This is a genomic window from Achromobacter sp. K91 (assembly GCF_003576205.1).
Lineage (GTDB): Bacteria > Pseudomonadota > Gammaproteobacteria > Burkholderiales > Burkholderiaceae_B > Achromobacter > Achromobacter aegrifaciens.
The window spans coordinates 89,815-108,667 of record NZ_QWFB01000026.1 but is presented as its reverse complement, the minus strand read 5'-3'; the positions used below and the strand labels follow the sequence as shown (position 1 = coordinate 108,667).

Below are 18,853 nucleotides of genomic sequence, written 5' to 3'. Positions count from 1 at the left end.
GGTTTAGCGGTACGCTATCGTGCCACAGCCTGATGCGCTCGGACATTTTCGGCAATGTCCTTGCGGTGCGGATTGGATAATATTCGCCTTATTCCATAGTTAATTCAGCTGTCGCGCGACAGCGCAGTCCCGATCATGTCTTCTTCCGCCGGCCTCCTGACGCCGCGTGGCCCCTTTTCCGGTGCCGCGCCGCTTGCACTGCGTCCGCTGAGCGCCATCGCCGCCAGCACGGCGGGGGGGGTGCCGGAAACCCGCATCAAGCGGCTTTTGTCCGATCTGCTGCCGTCCTTGATGGCGCTGCATGCCCAAGGTGAAATCTGCGGCGATATTTCGCTGGATACGGTGGGTATGGACGAAAACGCCCGTGCCCATCTGGTGCCTGAACTGGTCGTGGCGCGTTCGCGCCGTGCTACCCGCACGCCGACCCCGGGTTTTGCGCCGTTCGAACTCTACACGGATTCGATGGAATGGCCGCGCGGCCCCTGGAGCGACATCTACGCCCTGTGCGCGGTGATGCATACGCTGGTCATCGGCAGCAAGCCCGCCCCGGCGCCTGAACGCCGGGCGGAAGATACCTACGAGCCGCTTGCGTCCCTGGGTTTGCCGAAGTACAGCCAGGACTTCCTGGCAGTGATCGACGCCGGCCTGGCCATGGCGCCCGCCGACCGCCCGCAGACGCTGGCCGACCTGGCAGGCATGCTGGGCATTGCCGCGCCGGTCGAAACGGCGCCGGACCCGGTGATTCCGGCGCCGGCTTCGCGCGCGGCGCCCGCCGCTGCCGCCGCAACGCATCAACCTGCGCGCGGACGCCATCCCCTGCTGGTTCTGCTGCTCATCGTGGCGTTGATCGGCGCGGGCGTTTACGCCTGGTTCGAGTCGGGAATGGGCGCGCCGAATGCGCTGATTACCCGGTCCGAAGTGGTCCAGCCGAACCCGCCAGCGGTGCATCCCCTGCCGCCGCCATCGCCACCGGCGCCGGGCGCCGCGTCTGCGGTGCCGCCGTCGCTGCCCGAGGTTCGAACCCCGCAGGAAACCGCGCCTCAACCCCCAATCGCGGGAAGCGCGCCCGCTCAGAGCGACACTCCGGCTCAGCCGGCGGTGCCCGCCGAGGCGTCTGGGACTACGTCAACTCCGCCCGCGGCCGCGCCGGCCGAGACTCCCGCCGTGGCCGAAGAGGCTCCCAAGCCCAAGCCGGTTCCCGTGCTGGTGCGGTTGGACATCCGCCCTTGGGGCGAGGTCTGGATCAATGGCGTGGCGCGGGGCATCAGTCCGCCCGTCAAGGAACTGCGGCTGATACCCGGCAAGTACCAGGTGGTGCTGCGCAACGCCGATCTGCCCCCGTACCGCATGACGCTGGAGGTCAAGGCGGGCAAGCCCGCCGTGATCTCGCACGTCTTCCAATAAGGATCGCCGCGGCTATGCCGCGGGCATCTCCTCCGGCGCCATCGGCAGGCGCAGCGTGAAGACCGAACCCACGCCCAGCTCGCTGCTGACCTCGACCGATCCGCCGTGGCGTTCGGCCACCGTGCGCACGAATGCCAGGCCCAGGCCCGCGCCACCGACATCGCCGCGGGTTTCCACACCCACGCGCGAGAACGGCTCGAACAAGCGGGCCAGATCCTGCGCTGCGATACCCTGGCCCTGATCGCGGATATTGACGCGCCAGAAGCCGGGTTCCTCGTCGACGCCGCATTCGATCCGCGTGTCCGCCGGGCTGTACTTGATGGCGTTGTCGATCAGATTGCACAGCGTGCGCATGAGCAGGGTCTGATCGCCGCGGACGTAGGCGGCGGGCAGCGGCAGCGCGAGGGCGAGTTCGATGCCGCGCTTCTGCGCCGAGGCCCAGAACTCGTCCACGGCGTCCTGGAGCAGGCTGCCTAGATCCAGCTCTACTGCGCTGATCGTCATCGACTCGGCACGGGTCAGATGCACGAAGTCGTCGACCAGGCGCAGCGTACGGTTGGCCAGCGCGGCGATGCGGCCCAGGGTTTCACCCTGGTCTTCGGCCGAGCCGCTTTCCTGCTTCATTTCGACCAGCGCGAGGATCGAGCTTTGAGGCGCGCGCATGTCGTGCGAGATGAAGCGCAGGGTTTCCTCGCGCTGGCGTTCGGCCTGGCGGATGCGCGAGATGTCCGTCAGCGTGGTGACGGTGCCGGCGAAGTTGCCTTCGGCGGTATGGATGGGCGCGCATTTCAGGATCAGGTCGCGCCCCGCGTGGTCGCGTATTTCCAGGTCGGCGCTCCAGGGCGATGACGCGGCGACCGGGCCTTGGCCGCTAAGCGCTTCGGCGACGCGTTGGCGCGTGGCAGGATCGGAGATGGTCTTCTCGAGCAGGTGCGCGGCCGGGCGGCCGACGCGGGGAGGGCGCATGCCCAGCCGCTGGAAATACATGACCGCCGCCTGGTTGCGGAATTGCATGCGGCCGTCCTGATCGAAAACCAGCGTGGCGTCCGGCATGCCGTCCAGGCCGTCCGCCAGGAAGCGGCGCAGGTTGCGCACGCGGGCCAGCGCCCGGCGCAGCTCCCCGACGCGGCTCTCCAGCGACACGCTGGGTCCCGCGCCCTGGGCGCCGGCTTCGTTCAGCACCGGCGGGTACTCCCGCTGCAGGCGACGCAGCTCGTTGTCCATGTAGCGCAGCGCGGCCTCCTGGCTGCGCCAGCTCCAGAGCGGATAGCACAGCGTCACGCCCAGCAGGGCCGCGGCCGGCGCGAACCACACATAGGCATAGGCCAGCAGCAGCAGCGCCGTCAGCAGGATGAGGGCGAACAGCGCCAGGCTGACCAGTAGGGCCCGCTTGGGCGACAGTCGCCACAAGGCCAGGCAGGCCAGCAGCACGGGCAGCGCCGCAAATAGCGCGTTGCACCAGGCGGGCGGCAGCCTATAGGCGATGTCGTCGCGCGCGGCGTGCAGCAGGTTGGCGATGATCTCCACCCCCGACATGCCGCTGACGTCATGCGATACCGGTGTCGGGTAAGCGTCGCCCAGGCCGGTGGCCCAGGCGCCGACCAGCACGTACTTGCCGCGCAGATCCTCCGGCGACAGATCGCCGCGCAACACGGACAGGTAGGACACGGTGCGCGTATGCGCGGTGGGGCCGGCGTAGGGGATCAGGATGCTGCCGTCAGGCGCGGCGCGTTTCAACAGCTTTTGCGCGGATTCCGGTTCGCCGCCGACGTCCAGCATGGCCAAGGCCAGATGGTTCCAGCGGCGGTCTCCAAGCCGCGCGGTCAGGGTGGCTTCGCGCACCACGCCATCCGGGTCGATGCGCGCGTTGATGAAGCCTTTCGCGGCGGCGGCCTGCGCCACGCCGGGGATGGGTTCGTTGACGGCGGAAGGGCGGTCGAGCCGGTCCAATACGACTGGTAGGACGGCGCGTCCGTGGCGCCGGATGCTGTCGGCCAGAATGCGGTCGTCGTTCGGATTGGCCATGTCCGGTTCGGCGAAGATCAGATCCAGCGCCACGGCTCGAGCGCCCTGCAGCCGGTCCAGCAGCGCCGCGTGGACCGCGCGCCGCCAGGGCCAATGGCCCAGCGCCTTGACGCTGTCATCGTCTATCGCGACGATCAGGATATCGGGATCGGCGGCACGCCCCGTTACCGACAAGGCGCGGTCATAAAGAATCTGGTCGAAACGGCCCAGGCCGTTGAAGGCGCCCAGGATGGCGGCGAGCGCCGCCAAAGCCACAGTCAGCCACAGCCCTGAGCGCGAGGTCCGGTCCTGCGGATCGGCGTCGGCCATGGGGCGGGCTCTAGTAATCGGTCAGCGTGATCAGGCCGCCCGTGCCGCTGGCGACGCCCGAGCCGTCGGAGGTCAGGAGCATGTTCGCGCCCTCGAAGGTTGCGATCGCGTCGCGCCCGTTCAGGCCCAGGTCATCCACCGCGCGCACGGACACGTAGTAGGTGCCGGGACCGGGCGCCGTAAAGCGGATGTCGTTGGTGGGGAAGCTCGTCGACGATACCGGCAACGCGCCTTCGGCATCGCGCGAGACGCGCACCAGATAGCTCTGTGCGCCGGACACGGGCGAGACGTCAGCGGTCCAGGCGCCGCCGCCCGCACGCGTGGGCGTGCCCAGTTGCGGCGCATCCAGCAGCGCGCGCATGCCCGAGACGACGCCGTCCGCGCCGACCGCCGCACCGTAGCCCGTGGCCACCGCCACGGGTTTGGCCGGGGCCGATCCGGGGGCGTGGGGCTGCAGCCGCACGCTGCCTTCCAGCACTTCGCTGTGCACGCCTTGCGCGCCGCTTTGTACGCGGAAGCGCGTGCCACGCACGCCGGTGACTGCGACCGGCGTGCGGACTTCGAAGCGGCCCACGCCCTGTCCGGACGGTGCCACGGTCGATTCCACGCCGCCCTTTTGCACCTGGACGACGGAATCCGTCAGCGCCGTGCCTTCGAACTGGCGCAGGCGCGACAATTCGACCGAACCGCCAGCCGGCAGCGTCAGCTTGGAACCATCGGCCAGCTCCAGCGTCACGAAGCCGTTGGCGGCGGTGCCGACCGTGCTGCCTTCGGCCACGGTATCGCCGGCCCGCAGGGGCTTGCCATCGACGTTCGCCTGGCCGCTGACGTGCACGACGCGGGCGTCGGCGGGCCGTACGGGAATCATGGACAGCGGAATGCGCAACTCCAGCCCGATGGGCAGCGTTTCGGGCGTGACGACCTTGTTCAGGGTCTGCAACTGGTTCCAGTTGGCCGGCTTGTGCGTATAGCGGGTCGCCAGGTCGATCAGCGTATCGCCTTGCCGTATGCGGTAGATGAAATCATCTCCGAGCGCGCCGGCAGGCTGGCTGCGCGCCGGCGCCATCAGCGTCAGGCAGGACATCAGGGCAAGCAAAGAAAGCGCGCGGCAGCGGCTCATGACTCTCGATTCTCCAGGGATGCGCGCAGGCGCTTACTGCGGATTGACTGCGATGTCTTCCGGCGAGCTGATCAGCTCAAGCCGGTAGCCCAACGCATATGAAGACGTAAGACGCACGCCATGTTCCGGACGCAGCTGGAGCTTTTGCCGGATGTTCGACAAGTGGGTGTCCAGGGTGCGCGAGGTGGCCGGAATTTCCCGGTTCCATACACATTCAGCCAGCACGTCGCGGGACATGAGGCGGCCGACATTGCGGAAAAACAGCAGCGCCAGTTCGAATTCCTTGGGGGCGAGCGGCACAACCGCGGAATCCAGGGTGATGCTGCGGGCGGCGGGTTCGATGCGATAACGCGCTACGTCGAAGGCATCGTTCGCAGGCTCGGCAATCTGGCTGCGGCGCAGCAAGGCCGCCACCCGGGCCAGCAGCTCCAGGGGGCGCAACGGTTTGACGATGTAGTCGTCCGCGCCCGCGCGCAGGCCTTCCACCAGATCGTCTTCGCTGGACCGGTTGGTCAGGAAGATGACCGGGATGCGCGGGCCGATATTGGCACGCAGCCACCGCACCACATCGTCACCGTCGATGTCGGGCAGATGCCAGTCCAGCAGCACCAGGTCGAAATGCTCAGTGCGTAGCGCGGCCAGCAGATCCCGGCTTTGCTGATAACTGGTGCAGTCGTATCCGGCAGTGGTCAGAACTTGCTGGATGCGTCGTGCTTGATCCAGGTCGTCTTCCAGCGACGCGATTTTCATCAGACGTGTTCTCGCGAAGGTTTGCTACGCAAGCGCGCGCTATGGCGCCCTACTGCAAGATGAGAAAGGAATATATAGGTGTAAACGAATGATAACTCGGGAGGGGCCCCGGCTGGCTACGTTATGGCAAGAACTGTCAAACATTGCAAAGTTGACGAATCTTGACTGGAGTTGTTGCGTAACAACGCGCCACACTGTCTCAATCGTTCTCCCCTCCGCAGTACGGCGGGGCGGAGCCGGTCGAGGTTGTTGGTCGGATGGAACAGATATGAATCAATTGCGCATACTTATGATGTCACCGGACGAGGCCGCTCGCGGCATTGCCGTGTCCGCATTGCTGCAAGCTGGTATTTCTGCACGCGGTTGCTCGACGTCTCTCGAATTGTTTGGATTGCTCAACGGCGGCGGCTATGACGTCGTGGTCCTGGATGTCGGGACCTTGGGTGAAATCGGCTACGCCCTGGTGGCGCGCCTGCACGGCTCGTCGTCGATGGGCATCGTGGTCACGGGGCGCGGCATGTCGGTGGATAGCCGCCTGCGCTGCCTGCAAAGCGGCGCAGACGCCTGTCTGCCAGATCCGCAGGATCCGCGCGAGCTGGCCTGCATCCTGCTGTCCCTGGCGCGCCGCCTACCCGCGGGGCAGGACGCGGCGTCCGTGGCCGAGGCCGCCCAGAACGGGCAGTGGGAACTGCGAGACCAGGGCTGGACCCTGGCGGCGCCCTCGGGGGCGACCATCTCCCTCTCCGCCAACGAACGCCTGATCGTGCGCTCGCTGCTGGAAGTCGCGGGCAAGGCCGTGGGCCGGACCGAATTGGGCGACGAGCTGCAGGTTGAAGGCGGCGGGGTGCGCGCCAGCGGTTCGCGCAGCATCGACGTGATCGTCAGCCGCTTGCGCCGCAAGGCCGAGCTGGCCGGGGTGATGTTGCCGATCCGCACGGTCTACGGCAGCGGCTACCTGTTCGCCGATCAGTAACGCGGGCGGGTACACTGGTTGGCGTGCCCGGCGCCAGCTGCTGCCGGAAAGTCCGCCTATCGTTTTCCCGCGGTTCGTCACGATCAGTGGCCCCGATTTCCGCTTCCGTTTTTCGGCATATGTGGCCCTAATTTCCGCGAGCGCCGCCGAACGGGCGGTCTTCTGCCGGCAACACGCCACGTCGCTGGCCTTACAATTTTCTTTGACAGCAAGCCTTTATCTCAGTTATGCTAAAGGGCTTACTGCTTTATTTCGCGCGCAAAAACTGGCCGCGGTAGGGTTCAGAAGTACGGTGTCTGGGAACGGGGTGCGTCACGAGCCTTTCGTCTTCCAAGCCACACGGCTTCGCGGCATCGGGTCCTTCCGGCGTCGTCGCTCCACGGCATCCAGCTTTGTGCGTTTTGTCATAGTTTGTTGGCAAGCCCGCTCTTTTACGTATACGAACGTTTGAGGCGGTTTTGCGCGAACTGCCTTCTCCGAAAGTTCACTGCTTGAGGAGACGAGTACGTAAGTACTTACCCAGTGGTACGTAAAAGGGATTTCAAAGGTCATGCCTACCATTAGCCAACTCGTGCGCAAGCCGCGCGAAGTCAGCATCATCAAAAGCAAGAGCCCCGCGCTCGAAAACTGCCCGCAACGCCGCGGCGTGTGCACTCGCGTGTACACCACCACCCCCAAGAAGCCGAACTCCGCTCTGCGTAAGGTTGCCAAAGTGCGTCTGACCAACGGTTACGAAGTCATTTCGTACATCGGCGGTGAAGGCCACAACCTGCAAGAGCACTCGGTGGTTCTGGTGCGTGGCGGTCGTGTGAAGGACTTGCCCGGTGTGCGTTATCACATCGTGCGCGGTTCCCTCGACCTGCAAGGCGTCAAGGATCGTAAGCAAGCCCGCTCGAAGTACGGCGCCAAGCGCCCGAAGAAGGCTTAATAACGAGTCAGCAGTACCCCCGCGTGGCGGAAGTCCGTCACTAGGGAAGTGCGACCGCGCCATCCAGATGATGGGAATGTGCGCGGCACGTAAGGGGTCGTCTCCATGGACGGCCATGGCCGTGTAATGAAACACGGTTCAACTGAACAGACACAAGGAAGCAACAATGCCCCGTCGTCGCGAAGTACCCAAGCGCGAGATTCTGCCCGATCCCAAGTTCGGCAGCGTCGAACTCGCCAAGTTCATGAACGTCGTCATGCTGGACGGCAAGAAGGCCGTCGCCGAGCGCATCGTTTACGGCGCCCTCGAGCAAGTGCAAACCAAGACCGGCAAGGAGCCGATCGAAGTTTTCAGCCTGGCGATCAACAACATCAAGCCGATCGTCGAAGTGAAGAGCCGCCGCGTTGGCGGTGCCAACTACCAAGTGCCGGTTGAAGTGCGCCCCGTGCGCCGCCTGGCCCTGGCTATGCGTTGGCTCCGTGAAGCCGCCAAGAAGCGTGGCGAGAAGTCGATGGATCTGCGTCTTGCTGGCGAACTGATCGACGCCTCCGAAGGTCGTGGCGCCGCGATGAAGAAGCGCGAAGACACGCACAAGATGGCAGAGGCCAACAAGGCCTTCAGCCATTTCCGCTGGTAATTTAAGGACTAACCCACCATGGCCCGCAAAACCCCGATCGAGCGCTATCGCAACATTGGTATCTCTGCGCACATCGATGCAGGGAAAACCACCACGACCGAACGTATCCTGTTCTACACCGGCGTCAATCACAAGATTGGCGAAGTGCATGATGGCGCAGCCACCATGGACTGGATGGAACAAGAGCAAGAGCGTGGCATCACCATTACGTCGGCTGCTACGACGGCGTTTTGGCGTGGCATGGCCAAGAACTATCCCGAACACCGCATCAACATCATCGACACCCCGGGACACGTGGACTTCACCATTGAGGTGGAACGTTCCATGCGCGTCCTGGACGGTGCTTGCATGGTCTACTGCGCGGTGGGCGGTGTTCAGCCCCAGTCCGAAACCGTGTGGCGCCAAGCCAACAAGTACGGCGTGCCGCGTCTGGCCTTCGTCAACAAGATGGACCGCACCGGCGCCAACTTCTTCAAGGTCTATGACCAGCTGAAGAACCGCCTGCGCGCGAACCCCGTCCCCGTCGTGATCCCCATCGGCGCCGAAGACACGTTCAAGGGCGTGATCGACCTGGTCAAGATGAAGGCGATCATCTGGGACGAAGCCAGCCAAGGCATCAAGTTCGACTACGAAGACATTCCGGCCGAACTGCAAGGCGCGGCTGAAGAATGGCGCGAAAAGCTGGTCGAAGCTGCCGCCGAGTCGTCCGAGGAACTGATGAACAAGTACCTCGAGACCGGTTCGCTGGAAGAAGCCGAGATCAACCTGGCCATCCGTCAGCGCACCATCGCCGGCGAAATCCAGCCGATGCTGTGCGGCACCGCCTTCAAGAACAAGGGCGTGCAGCGCATGCTCGACGCCGTCATCGACTACCTGCCGTCGCCCGTGGATATTCCGCCGGTCGAAGGCACCGATGACAACGGCAACGAAGTCCTGCGTCAAGCTGACGACGGCGAGAAGTTCTCGTCGCTGGCGTTCAAGCTGATGACCGACCCGTTCGTCGGCCAATTGACCTTTGTCCGCGTGTACTCGGGCGTCCTGAAGTCGGGCGACACCGTGTTCAACCCGATCAAGGGCAAGAAGGAGCGTATCGGCCGCATTCTGCAGATGCACGCGAACAACCGCGAGGAAATCAAGGAAGTTCTGGCTGGCGACATCGCCGCCGTCGTGGGCCTGAAGGACGTGACCACCGGCGAAACGCTGTGCGATGTCGATTCGCACGTGACGCTGGAGCGCATGGAGTTCCCCGAGCCCGTGATTTCGCAGGCCGTGGAACCCAAGTCCAAGGCTGACCAGGAAAAGATGGGCCTGGCGCTGTCGCGCCTGGCGCAGGAAGATCCGTCGTTCCGCGTGCGCAGCGACGAAGAATCCGGCCAGACCATCATTTCCGGCATGGGCGAACTGCACCTGGAAATTCTGGTTGACCGCATGAAGCGCGAATTCGGCGTGGAAGCGAACGTCGGCAAGCCGCAGGTGGCTTACCGCGAAACCATCCGCAAGACCTGCGACGAAGTTGAAGGCAAGTTCGTCAAGCAGTCGGGCGGTCGCGGTCAGTACGGTCACGTGGTTCTGAAGGTCGAGCCGTTGGCTCCTGGCGGTGGCTACGAATTCGTGGACGCCATCAAGGGCGGTGTGGTTCCTCGCGAATACATCCCCGCGGTGGACAAGGGCATCCAGGAAACGCTGCCTTCGGGCGTGTTGGCTGGCTACCCGATCGTCGACGTCAAGGTCACGCTGTTCTTCGGTTCGTACCACGACGTGGACTCGAACGAAAACGCGTTCAAGATGGCCGGCTCCATGGCATTCAAGGAAGGTCTGCGCAAGGCCAGCCCCGTGCTGCTGGAACCGATGATGGCCGTTGAAGTCGAAACGCCTGAAGACTACGCTGGCACCGTGATGGGCGATCTGTCCTCGCGTCGCGGCATGGTTCAGGGCATGGACGACATGGTTGGCGGCGGCAAGACCATCAAGGCCGAAGTTCCGCTGGCCGAGATGTTCGGTTACGCCACGAACCTGCGTTCGCTGACGCAAGGTCGTGCCACGTACACGATGGAATTCAAGCATTACTCCGAGGCTCCCAAGAACGTCGCTGACGAAGTCATCGCCGCTCGGGCCAAGTAAATAACCCTCGCCGCGTCCGCCCAAAAGGCGGCGCGGCAAATATCGAAATTTCCTTGAAAGTCAAAGGATAGAGATCATGGCAAAAGGCAAGTTTGAACGCACCAAGCCGCACGTGAACGTCGGCACCATCGGCCACGTTGACCACGGCAAGACCACCCTGACGGCGGCCATCACGACCGTTCTGTCGAACAAGTTCGGCGGCGAAGCCAAGGGCTACGACCAGATCGACGCGACTCCTGAAGAAAAGGCTCGCGGCATCACGATCAACACGGCTCACGTCGAGTACGAAACGGAAGCGCGTCACTACGCGCACGTTGACTGCCCGGGCCACGCTGACTATGTGAAGAACATGATCACGGGCGCCGCGCAAATGGACGGCGCGATCCTGGTCGTGTCGGCCGCTGACGGCCCGATGCCGCAAACCCGCGAACACATCCTGCTGTCGCGCCAGGTTGGCGTGCCGTACATCATCGTCTTCCTGAACAAGGCTGACATGGTTGACGACGCCGAGCTGCTCGAGCTGGTGGAAATGGAAGTCCGCGAACTGCTGTCGAAGTACGACTTCCCGGGCGACGACACCCCGATCGTGAAGGGTTCGGCCAAGCTGGCGCTGGAAGGCGACAAGGGCGAACTGGGCGAACAGGCCATCATGGCTCTGGCCGCTGCGCTGGATTCGTACATCCCGACGCCCGAGCGCGCCGTGGACGGCACGTTCCTGATGCCGGTTGAAGACGTGTTCTCGATCTCGGGTCGCGGCACCGTGGTGACCGGCCGTATCGAACGCGGCGTGATCAAGGTCGGCGAAGAACTCGAAATCGTCGGTATCGTTCCGACGGTCAAGACGACCTGCACGGGCGTGGAAATGTTCCGCAAGCTGCTGGACCAAGGTCAAGCCGGCGACAACGTGGGCATCCTGCTGCGCGGCACCAAGCGTGAAGACGTCCAGCGCGGCCAAGTTCTGGCCAAGCCGGGCTCGATCACCCCGCACACCGACTTCACCTCCGAGGTGTACATCCTGTCCAAGGAAGAAGGCGGCCGTCACACCCCGTTCTTCCAAGGCTATCGTCCCCAGTTCTACTTCCGCACGACGGACGTGACGGGCACGATCGAACTGCCGGCCGACAAGGAAATGGTTCTGCCGGGCGACAACGTGGCCATGACGGTCAAGCTGCTGGCCCCCATCGCCATGGAAGAAGGCCTGCGTTTCGCCATCCGTGAAGGCGGTCGTACCGTCGGCGCCGGCGTCGTCGCCAAGATCCTGAAGTAATTCGGATCACTTAAGCAGCACACAACCAGCGAGGGCGGCCTCGTCGCCTTCGCCTCTCGTTCTTTAGGAAACGCCATGAAAAACCAAAAGATCCGTATCCGCTTGAAAGCCTTCGATTACAAGCTGATCGATCAATCGGCCGCTGAAATCGTCGATACCGCCAAGCGTACCGGCGCAGTTGTCCGCGGTCCGGTGCCGCTGCCCACGCGTATCCGTCGCTACGACGTCCTGCGCTCGCCGCACGTCAACAAGACGTCGCGCGACCAGTTCGAAATCCGTACGCACCAGCGCCTGATGGACATCGTTGATCCCACCGACAAGACCGTTGACGCTCTGATGCGTCTGGACCTGCCGGCCGGCGTCGACGTCGAAATCGCGCTGCAGTAATAAAGCGCTTCGGGCCTGCTACCTTCGCCGGCAGGCACGAAATAAAAATGGCCGCATCCCTCGGGAGTGCGGCCATTTTGTTTTGGAACCGCTGAGCGCGACGCCCGGTTCCGGGCGGGCAGGGCGCCCAAACGTTTCCTTCCGGATTTTGTTAGCAGGCGCTCACTACCGGATTCAGCCCCAGCCAACGCCGCCAAGGCGGTCTGCTTATGCTGGCTGTGGTGAATTTGCCCTTTGCAGTGGAGCCGAAGCGCGCTAAGTGCTTGTGTCCACTGGAAAAAACGTGCTAATATGCGAAGCTTGCCATTTTGTGGCAAGAGCAACTATGGGAAAAAGAAAGGCGGCCCCCGCCGGAATTCGTACCAGGTTGAACATAGTCGTAGGGCAAAGGCCGTTACCTTTTGCCTGATTAGCCCCGACCAATCGCAGTCGGGAATGGAGAAAACGATGTCGAATTCGACACCCACGCCCGCCGCTCACCGGCTGGGGCTGGTGGGTCGCAAGGTCGGCATGACCCGCATTTTTACCGAGGAAGGTGAATCCATCCCGGTGACCGTGCTGGACGTGTCGAACAACCGCGTGACCCAAGTTAAGTCGCTGGAAACCGACGGCTACGCCGCGATCCAAGTGGCTTATGGCACTCGTCGTGCCTCGCGTGTGGCTCAGCCGCAAACGGGCCACTACGCCAAAGCCGGCGCTGAAGCCGGTAGCATCCTCAAAGAATTCCGCCTTGATCCCGCTCGCGCCGCTGAATTTGCGGCCGGTTCCGTGATCGCCGTGGAATCGGTGTTCGAAGCCGGCCAACAGGTCGACGTCACGGGCACCACCATTGGTAAAGGCTTCGCCGGTACCATCAAGCGTCACAACTTCGGTTCGCAGCGCGCGTCGCACGGTAACTCCCGTTCGCACCGCGTCCCGGGCTCGATTGGTCAAGCTCAAGATCCGGGCCGTATTTTCCCGGGTAAGCGCATGGCCGGTCACCTGGGTGATGTCACCCGCACCGTTCAAAACCTCGACGTCGTTCGCGTTGACGTTGAGCGCGGCCTGCTGCTGGTCAAGGGCGCTGTCCCCGGCCACGCTGGCGCCGACATCGTCGTGCGCCCGGCCATCAAGGCCCCGGCCAAGAAGGGAGCGTAAGTAAATGGATCTCAAGCTCCTGAACGACCAAGGTCAGGCCGCTGCTACGTTCAGCGCACCGGACACCATCTTCGGCCGTGACTTCAACGAAGCGCTGATTCATCAGATCGTGGTGGCTTTCCAAGCCAACGCCCGTTCGGGTAACCGCGCTCAGAAGGATCGCACTGAAGTCAAGCACTCGACCAAGAAGCCCTGGCGCCAGAAGGGTACCGGCCGCGCTCGCGCCGGTATGACTTCGTCGCCGCTGTGGCGTGGCGGTGGTCGGATTTTCCCGAACTCGCCCGAAGAGAACTTCAGCCAGAAGGTCAACAAGAAGATGTACCGCGCCGGGATCCGTTCGATCCTGTCGCAGCTCGCTCGCGAAGACCGCATCGCCGTCGTCGAATCGTTTGATCTGGCATCGCCCAAGACCAAGGACGCAGCTGCCAAGCTGAAGAGCCTGGGCCTGGACTCGGTCCTGATCATCACCGACAGCGTTGATGAAAATGTTTACCTCGCCACCCGCAACCTGCCGCACGTTGCTGTTGTCGAGCCCCGTTATGCCGATCCGTTGTCGCTGGTCCACTACAAGAAAGTGCTGATCACCAAGCCGGCCATCGCTCAACTCGAGGAGATGCTGGGATGAACGCTGAACGCTTGATGCAAGTCATTCTGGCCCCGATCGTGACCGAAAAGGCCACCTTCGTTGCCGAGAAGAATCAGCAAGTCGCTTTCCGTGTCGTGGCTGACGCTACCAAGCCGGAAATCAAGGCTGCCGTCGAACTGCTCTTCAAGGTGCAGGTCGAGTCCGTGCAGGTCCTCAACCGTAAGGGCAAAGTCAAGCGCTTTGGCCGATTCGTTGGCCGTCGTCGCAATGAGCGCAAGGCTTACGTGTCGCTCAAGGACGGCCAGGAAATCGACTTTGCGGAGGTGAAGTAAATGGCCCTCGTAAAAGTTAAGCCGACTTCGGCTGGCCGCCGTGGCATGGTGAAGGTTGTCAGCCCGAACCTGCACAAGGGTGAGCCCTACGCGCCGCTGCTGGAAAAGAAGACCCGTGGTTCTGGCCGTAACAACAACGGTCACATCACGATCCGTCATCGTGGCGGTGGCCACAAGCAGCACTACCGCGTCGTCGACTTCCGTCGCGACAAGGATGGCATCCCGGCAAAGGTCGAGCGTCTGGAATATGACCCCAACCGTACGGCGCACATCGCTCTGCTGTGCTACGCCGACGGCGAACGTCGCTACATCATCGCTCCGCGCGGTCTGGAAGTTGGCGCCACGCTGCTGTCGGGCGTCGAAGCCCCGATCCGCGCTGGCAACACGCTGCCGATCCGCAACATCCCGGTGGGTACGACGATTCACTGCGTCGAAATGCTGCCTGGCAAGGGTGCCCAGATGGTCCGTTCGGCCGGCGCTTCCGCCGTCCTGCTGGCTCGCGAAGGCATCTACGCTCAAGTGCGTCTGCGCTCGGGTGAAGTCCGCCGTGTGCACATCGAATGCCGCGCCACCATCGGTGAAGTCGGTAACGAAGAACACAGCCTGCGCCAAATCGGCAAGGCCGGTGCAATGCGTTGGCGCGGTGTCCGCCCGACGGTTCGTGGCGTTGCCATGAACCCGGTGGATCACCCGCACGGTGGCGGCGAAGGCCGTACCGGCGAAGCACGCGAACCGGTCAGCCCGTGGGGCACTCCGGCGAAGGGTTACAAGACCCGTCGCAACAAGCGGACGAACAATATGATCGTCCAACGGCGCAAGCGCAAGTAAGAGGCGAACACTATGTCACGTTCGATCAAGAAAGGCCCGTTTGTCGATGCTCACCTGATCAAAAAGGTGGACACGGCCGTCGCGGGCAAAGACAAGAAGCCGATCAAGACCTGGTCGCGTCGCTCCACGATCCTGCCCGAGTTCATCGGTCTGACGATCGCTGTGCACAACGGCAAGCAGCACGTTCCCGTTTACATCAACGAGAACATGGTCGGTCACAAGCTGGGCGAGTTCGCGCTGACCCGTACGTTCAAGGGTCACGCCGCGGACAAGAAGGCGAAGAGGTAAGCGATGGAAACTACTGCCATTATCCGTGGGGTTCACATCTCCGCTCAAAAGACCCGACTGGTTGCGGACCTGATCCGCGGCAAGTCCGTCTCGCAAGCGCTGAACATCCTCACCTTCTCGCCGAAGAAGGCGGCCGCCATCCTGAAGAAGGCTGTCGAATCCGCCATCGCCAACGCCGAGCACAATGACGGCGCCGACATCGACGAACTGAAAGTCACCACGATCTTCGTGGACAAGGCTCAGTCGATGAAGCGCTTCTCCGCTCGCGCCAAGGGCCGCGGCAACCGTATCGAGAAGCAGACCTGCCACATCACGGTCAAGGTCGGAGCTTAAGGAGTCACGATGGGTCAGAAAATTCACCCCACTGGGTTCCGTCTCGCGGTCACCCGTAATTGGTCCTCGCGTTGGTTCGCCGACGACAAGGCCTTCGGCTCGATGCTGGCCGAAGACATTCGCGTTCGCGAGTACCTGAAGAAGAAGCTCAAGAGCGCCTCCGTCGGTCGCGTGATCATCGAGCGTCCCGCCAAGAATGCCCGCATCACCGTCTACTCGGCTCGTCCGGGCGTGGTGATCGGCAAGCGCGGCGAAGACATCGAAAGCCTGAAGGCTGATCTGCAGCGTCTGATGGGCGTGCCTGTGCACGTCAACATCGAAGAAATCCGCAAGCCGGAAACCGATGCTCAACTGATCGCCGACTCGATCTCGCAACAGCTCGAGAAGCGCATCATGTTCCGTCGCGCCATGAAGCGCGCGATGCAGAACGCCATGCGTCTGGGTGCCCAAGGCATCAAGATCATGAGCTCGGGCCGTCTGAACGGTATCGAAATTGCTCGCACCGAGTGGTATCGCGAAGGCCGTGTGCCGCTGCACACCCTGAAGGCCAACATCGACTACGGCACCTCCGAAGCCCACACGACCTATGGCGTGATCGGCATCAAGGTCTGGGTCTACAAGGGCGACATGCTGGCCAACGGCGAATTGCCGCCGGAAACCGCTGCCCCGCGCGAAGAAGAACGTCGTCCGCGCCGCGCTCCGCGTGGTGATCGTCCGGACGGTGCTCGCACCGGTCGTCCGGGTGGTCGTGGTCGTGGTGGTCCCCGCAAGGCGGACGCTGCTCCGGCGCCTGAAGGAGAATAACCATGCTGCAACCCTCTCGCAGAAAGTATCGCAAAGAGCAGAAGGGCCGCAACACCGGTCTGGCGACCCGTGGTACCAACGTGTCGTTCGGCGAATTCGGTCTGAAGGCCACCGGCCGTGGCCGTCTGACCGCTCGCCAGATCGAAGCTGCTCGTCGTGCCATCAATCGTCACATCAAGCGTGGCGGCCGTATCTGGATTCGCATTTTCCCGGATAAGCCCATCTCGCAGAAGCCTGCCGAAGTCCGTATGGGTAACGGTAAGGGCAACCCGGAGTACTGGGTTGCTGAAATTCAGCCCGGCAAGGTGCTCTACGAAATGGAAGGGGTTAGCGAAGAGCTCGCGCGTGAAGCTTTCCGCCTGGCCGCTGCCAAGCTGCCGATTTCGACCACGTTCGTCGCGCGTCATATCGGTGCTTAAGGAGTACTAACATGAAAGCTAGCGAACTCCGTTCGAAAGATGCCGCCGAGCTCGGCAAAGAGCTCGAAAGCCTGCTGAAGGCACAATTCGGTCTGCGCATGCAGAAGGCCACGCAGCAACTGGCCAACACCAGCCAGCTGCGCAACGTGCGTCGCGACATCGCGCGCGTTCGTACCTTGCTGACCGAGAAGGCAGGGAAATAAAGATGAGCGAAACTCAAAACACCCAAGTGGCCAAGCGCCAGCGCACGCTGGTTGGCAAGGTCGTCAGCAACAAGATGGACAAGACTGTCGTCGTGCTCGTTGAGCGCCGCGTCAAGCACCCCATCTTCGGCAAGATCATCATGCGTTCCGCGAAGTACAAGGCGCACGATGAATCGAACCAGTACAACGAAGGCGATACGGTTGAAATCGCTGAAGGCCGTCCCATCTCGCGCTCGAAGTCGTGGCGCGTGGTGCGTCTGGTTGAAGCCGCACGTATCATCTAAGTAAAGCAGTACATCGGAACGGCGCGCCGTTCTGATATAAGACGGCAAGGGATCAAACCCTTGCCGTTTTTTTTCGCCCGGACCTTTTGCTTCGAACTCAGGAATCAGGACATCATGCGCGGTTTCATGAATGCGGCGCGGTTTGGCTTGTTGATGGCTTGCGCATGGATGGCGGCGCTGCCGGCCGCCGCTCAGACTGCCGCGCCGTCGGGACAGCAGCCATCGCCGGCGCAGGATCCTGCAGCCCAGGGCCGCGCCTTGCTCGACGCCGGTCCCGACGCCAGGGTACGCATGGACGGCCTGTCGCGCGATCACGCGGCGATCTTCGGCACTGAAGACTCGAATGAGCAGGCCTTGATGGACCAGGATCGGGCCATCGGGGAACGCAGGGAACAGATGCGGATGCTGGAGAAGCTCTTCAGCGAGAAGCCTGCGGCCGGATCGCATCCACCGACGATGATTCCATTGAAGCCGGGCGGCGACATGACCATGCCGGCTCTGACGCCGACCCCGTCCGGTTCGCAGCTGGACCGCGGCGCCCAGGACACGCGCCGCAGCCTGGATGACATGCAGCGGCGCGTCGACGGATTGCGGCGCGAGGCCGATGCGTTGGGGCAGCGTGGCCGCTGAGGGCCGGCCCCGTCAAGGGCGCCGCGCCAGTTCCCGCAACCGCCCCGCGATTCCCGTCGGGAAGTAATAGACCGACACCACGAACAGGATTCCCAGCCACAACAGCCACCGGTCTGGCTCGAACAGCAGCGCCAACGGCGCCACGCCCGACACCGCGTCGTGGATCACGTGGAGCCCATCTTGCAGATAGCTCTGCGCGAACACGAACAGGCTTGCGCCCACCACGGCGCCGTACATGGTGCCCATCCCGCCGATCACCAGCATCAGCAGAATGTTGAGCATGATCTCGAACGACAGCGAGGTATCCGGGCCGTTGTAGCGCAGCCAGAGCGCGTACATGGCGCCCGCAAGCGTGGCGAAGGCGGCCGCCAGCAGATTGGACAGGCTGCGGTAAAGCACCGTGCGGTAGCCGATGGCTTCGGCGCGGAACGGGTTCTCGCGTATGGCTTGCAACACCCGGCCGAAGGGCGAATTCACGATGCGCAGCAACAGCAGGAACAGCACCACGCAGACCGCTGCGATCAGGTAGTAGGTGATGACGCGGCCGTCCACCGTCACGCCGAAGATCTGCTCCGAGAAAGGCCGGAAGGCCGGCCGCAGCATCTGCGGCACCTTGAAGTTCAGCCCATCCTCGCCACCCGTCAGATCGGACAATTGCGACACCAGCGTCTGGAACGCCGCAGCGACGGCCAGGGTGATCATGGCGTAGAAGATCGCGCGCACGCGCAGGCTGGCCAGGCCGATCAGCAAGGCGAACGCAAGCGATACCACCAGGCCGCCGCCCAGGCCTGCGAACACCGCGGTCCAGCCCGGTTCCATGCGGATGCTGGCGATCGCCACGCCATACGCGCCGATGCCGAAGAACATGGTGTGCGCAAAGCTGACGATGCCGGTGTAGCCCAGCAGCAAGTCATAGCTCGCGACCAGGATCACGAACACCAGGATCTTCGCGGCCACCGCCAGCGACTTGGGACCGGGAAAGAGGAAGGGTGCGGCGGTAAGCAGGGCCACGATGGCGATAAGCGCCAGGGCCAGCAGCGTGCTGCGCGGAGGATCGCCGGAAAGCAGGCGTACGGACATGTCGGCGG

General features: G+C 63.3%; 22 protein-coding genes. 18 read left to right on the top strand and 4 right to left on the bottom strand.

Annotated features, from left to right (window positions below):
• The first annotated feature begins 135 nt into the window (after positions 1-135).
• Positions 136-1,404, top strand: coding sequence for a serine/threonine protein kinase (locus DXK93_RS07695; protein WP_054459374.1), 1,269 nt, complete (start codon positions 136-138; stop codon positions 1,402-1,404).
• Between the two features lie 12 nt (positions 1,405-1,416).
• Here DXK93_RS07695 and DXK93_RS07690 read toward each other — a convergent pair whose 3' ends face one another.
• Genes DXK93_RS07690 through DXK93_RS07680 form a run of 3 tightly spaced genes read right to left on the bottom strand, consistent with a single transcriptional unit; the run spans position 1,417 to position 5,608 of the window.
• Positions 1,417-3,738 (bottom strand): CHASE2 domain-containing protein, encoded by a 2,322-nt coding sequence (locus DXK93_RS07690; RefSeq protein WP_119449753.1) that lies wholly within the window; start codon positions 3,736-3,738, stop codon positions 1,417-1,419.
• 10 nt (positions 3,739-3,748) lie between these two features.
• Positions 3,749-4,858: a FecR domain-containing protein gene (locus tag DXK93_RS07685; RefSeq protein WP_119449752.1), complete on the bottom strand. Its 1,110-nt coding sequence runs from the start codon at positions 4,856-4,858 to the stop codon at positions 3,749-3,751.
• A 33-nt stretch (positions 4,859-4,891) separates the two neighbouring features.
• Positions 4,892-5,608 carry a response regulator transcription factor gene (locus tag DXK93_RS07680; protein WP_054459379.1) on the bottom strand — a complete coding sequence of 239 codons (717 nt, stop codon included), beginning with the start codon at positions 5,606-5,608 and terminating at the stop codon, positions 4,892-4,894.
• Positions 5,609-5,897: 289 nt separating this feature from the next.
• On the opposite strand from DXK93_RS07680, the gene DXK93_RS07675 reads away from it, so the two are divergent.
• The 17 genes from DXK93_RS07675 (at position 5,898) to DXK93_RS07595 (ending at position 17,765) form a co-directional block, all read left to right on the top strand.
• Positions 5,898-6,581: a response regulator transcription factor gene (locus DXK93_RS07675; RefSeq protein ID WP_370126363.1), complete on the top strand. Its 684-nt coding sequence runs from the start codon at positions 5,898-5,900 to the stop codon at positions 6,579-6,581.
• A 550-nt stretch (positions 6,582-7,131) separates the two neighbouring features.
• Entirely contained in the window at positions 7,132-7,509 is a 378-nt protein-coding gene (gene rpsL / locus DXK93_RS07670; RefSeq protein WP_005017264.1) for a 30S ribosomal protein S12, read from the top strand.
• Positions 7,510-7,675: 166 nt separating this feature from the next.
• Positions 7,676-8,146, top strand: coding sequence for a 30S ribosomal protein S7 (gene rpsG, locus DXK93_RS07665; RefSeq protein ID WP_006216561.1), 471 nt, complete (start codon positions 7,676-7,678; stop codon positions 8,144-8,146).
• Positions 8,147-8,164: 18 nt separating this feature from the next.
• Positions 8,165-10,267, top strand: a complete 2,103-nt coding sequence (fusA, locus tag DXK93_RS07660; protein ID WP_054459383.1) for an elongation factor G — start codon at positions 8,165-8,167, stop codon at positions 10,265-10,267.
• Between the two features lie 76 nt (positions 10,268-10,343).
• Positions 10,344-11,534 (top strand): elongation factor Tu, encoded by a 1,191-nt coding sequence (gene tuf / locus DXK93_RS07655; protein ID WP_119449751.1) that lies wholly within the window; start codon positions 10,344-10,346, stop codon positions 11,532-11,534.
• 75 nt (positions 11,535-11,609) lie between these two features.
• The gene (rpsJ, locus tag DXK93_RS07650) at positions 11,610-11,921 is read left to right on the top strand and encodes a 30S ribosomal protein S10 (RefSeq protein WP_003806903.1); all 312 of its coding nucleotides are present in this window, start codon (positions 11,610-11,612) and stop codon (positions 11,919-11,921) included.
• Positions 11,922-12,368: 447 nt separating this feature from the next.
• Positions 12,369-13,058, top strand: a complete 690-nt coding sequence (gene rplC, locus DXK93_RS07645) for a 50S ribosomal protein L3 (protein ID WP_008168945.1) — start codon at positions 12,369-12,371, stop codon at positions 13,056-13,058.
• Positions 13,059-13,062: 4 nt separating this feature from the next.
• Positions 13,063-13,683 (top strand): 50S ribosomal protein L4, encoded by a 621-nt coding sequence (gene rplD, locus DXK93_RS07640; RefSeq protein WP_013397019.1) that lies wholly within the window; start codon positions 13,063-13,065, stop codon positions 13,681-13,683.
• Positions 13,680-13,976 (top strand): 50S ribosomal protein L23, encoded by a 297-nt coding sequence (gene rplW / locus DXK93_RS07635; protein ID WP_006216557.1) that lies wholly within the window; start codon positions 13,680-13,682, stop codon positions 13,974-13,976. The genes rplD and rplW overlap by 4 nt, the downstream gene beginning before the upstream one ends.
• Positions 13,977-14,804, top strand: a complete 828-nt coding sequence (rplB, locus tag DXK93_RS07630; RefSeq protein WP_054457285.1) for a 50S ribosomal protein L2 — start codon at positions 13,977-13,979, stop codon at positions 14,802-14,804.
• A 12-nt stretch (positions 14,805-14,816) separates the two neighbouring features.
• Positions 14,817-15,092 carry a 30S ribosomal protein S19 gene (rpsS, locus tag DXK93_RS07625; RefSeq protein WP_006216555.1) on the top strand — a complete coding sequence of 92 codons (276 nt, stop codon included), beginning with the start codon at positions 14,817-14,819 and terminating at the stop codon, positions 15,090-15,092.
• 3 nt (positions 15,093-15,095) lie between these two features.
• A complete protein-coding gene (gene rplV, locus DXK93_RS07620) occupies positions 15,096-15,425 on the top strand; it encodes a 50S ribosomal protein L22 (protein ID WP_043541551.1) in 330 nt (109 codons plus the stop codon).
• Positions 15,426-15,434: 9 nt separating this feature from the next.
• Positions 15,435-16,229, top strand: coding sequence for a 30S ribosomal protein S3 (gene rpsC / locus DXK93_RS07615; protein WP_042795906.1), 795 nt, complete (start codon positions 15,435-15,437; stop codon positions 16,227-16,229).
• A gap of 2 nt (positions 16,230-16,231) precedes the next feature.
• Positions 16,232-16,648 carry a 50S ribosomal protein L16 gene (rplP, locus tag DXK93_RS07610; protein WP_029579982.1) on the top strand — a complete coding sequence of 139 codons (417 nt, stop codon included), beginning with the start codon at positions 16,232-16,234 and terminating at the stop codon, positions 16,646-16,648.
• A gap of 11 nt (positions 16,649-16,659) precedes the next feature.
• Positions 16,660-16,851: a 50S ribosomal protein L29 gene (gene rpmC, locus DXK93_RS07605; RefSeq protein WP_003806912.1), complete on the top strand. Its 192-nt coding sequence runs from the start codon at positions 16,660-16,662 to the stop codon at positions 16,849-16,851.
• Positions 16,852-16,853: 2 nt separating this feature from the next.
• Positions 16,854-17,135, top strand: a complete 282-nt coding sequence (gene rpsQ / locus DXK93_RS07600; RefSeq protein ID WP_006216549.1) for a 30S ribosomal protein S17 — start codon at positions 16,854-16,856, stop codon at positions 17,133-17,135.
• Positions 17,136-17,249: 114 nt separating this feature from the next.
• Positions 17,250-17,765: a hypothetical protein gene (locus tag DXK93_RS07595; protein WP_119449750.1), complete on the top strand. Its 516-nt coding sequence runs from the start codon at positions 17,250-17,252 to the stop codon at positions 17,763-17,765.
• Between the two features lie 12 nt (positions 17,766-17,777).
• Here DXK93_RS07595 and DXK93_RS07590 read toward each other — a convergent pair whose 3' ends face one another.
• Positions 17,778-18,845 (bottom strand): branched-chain amino acid ABC transporter permease, encoded by a 1,068-nt coding sequence (locus DXK93_RS07590; RefSeq protein ID WP_119449749.1) that lies wholly within the window; start codon positions 18,843-18,845, stop codon positions 17,778-17,780.
• Positions 18,846-18,853: the final 8 nt, after the last annotated feature.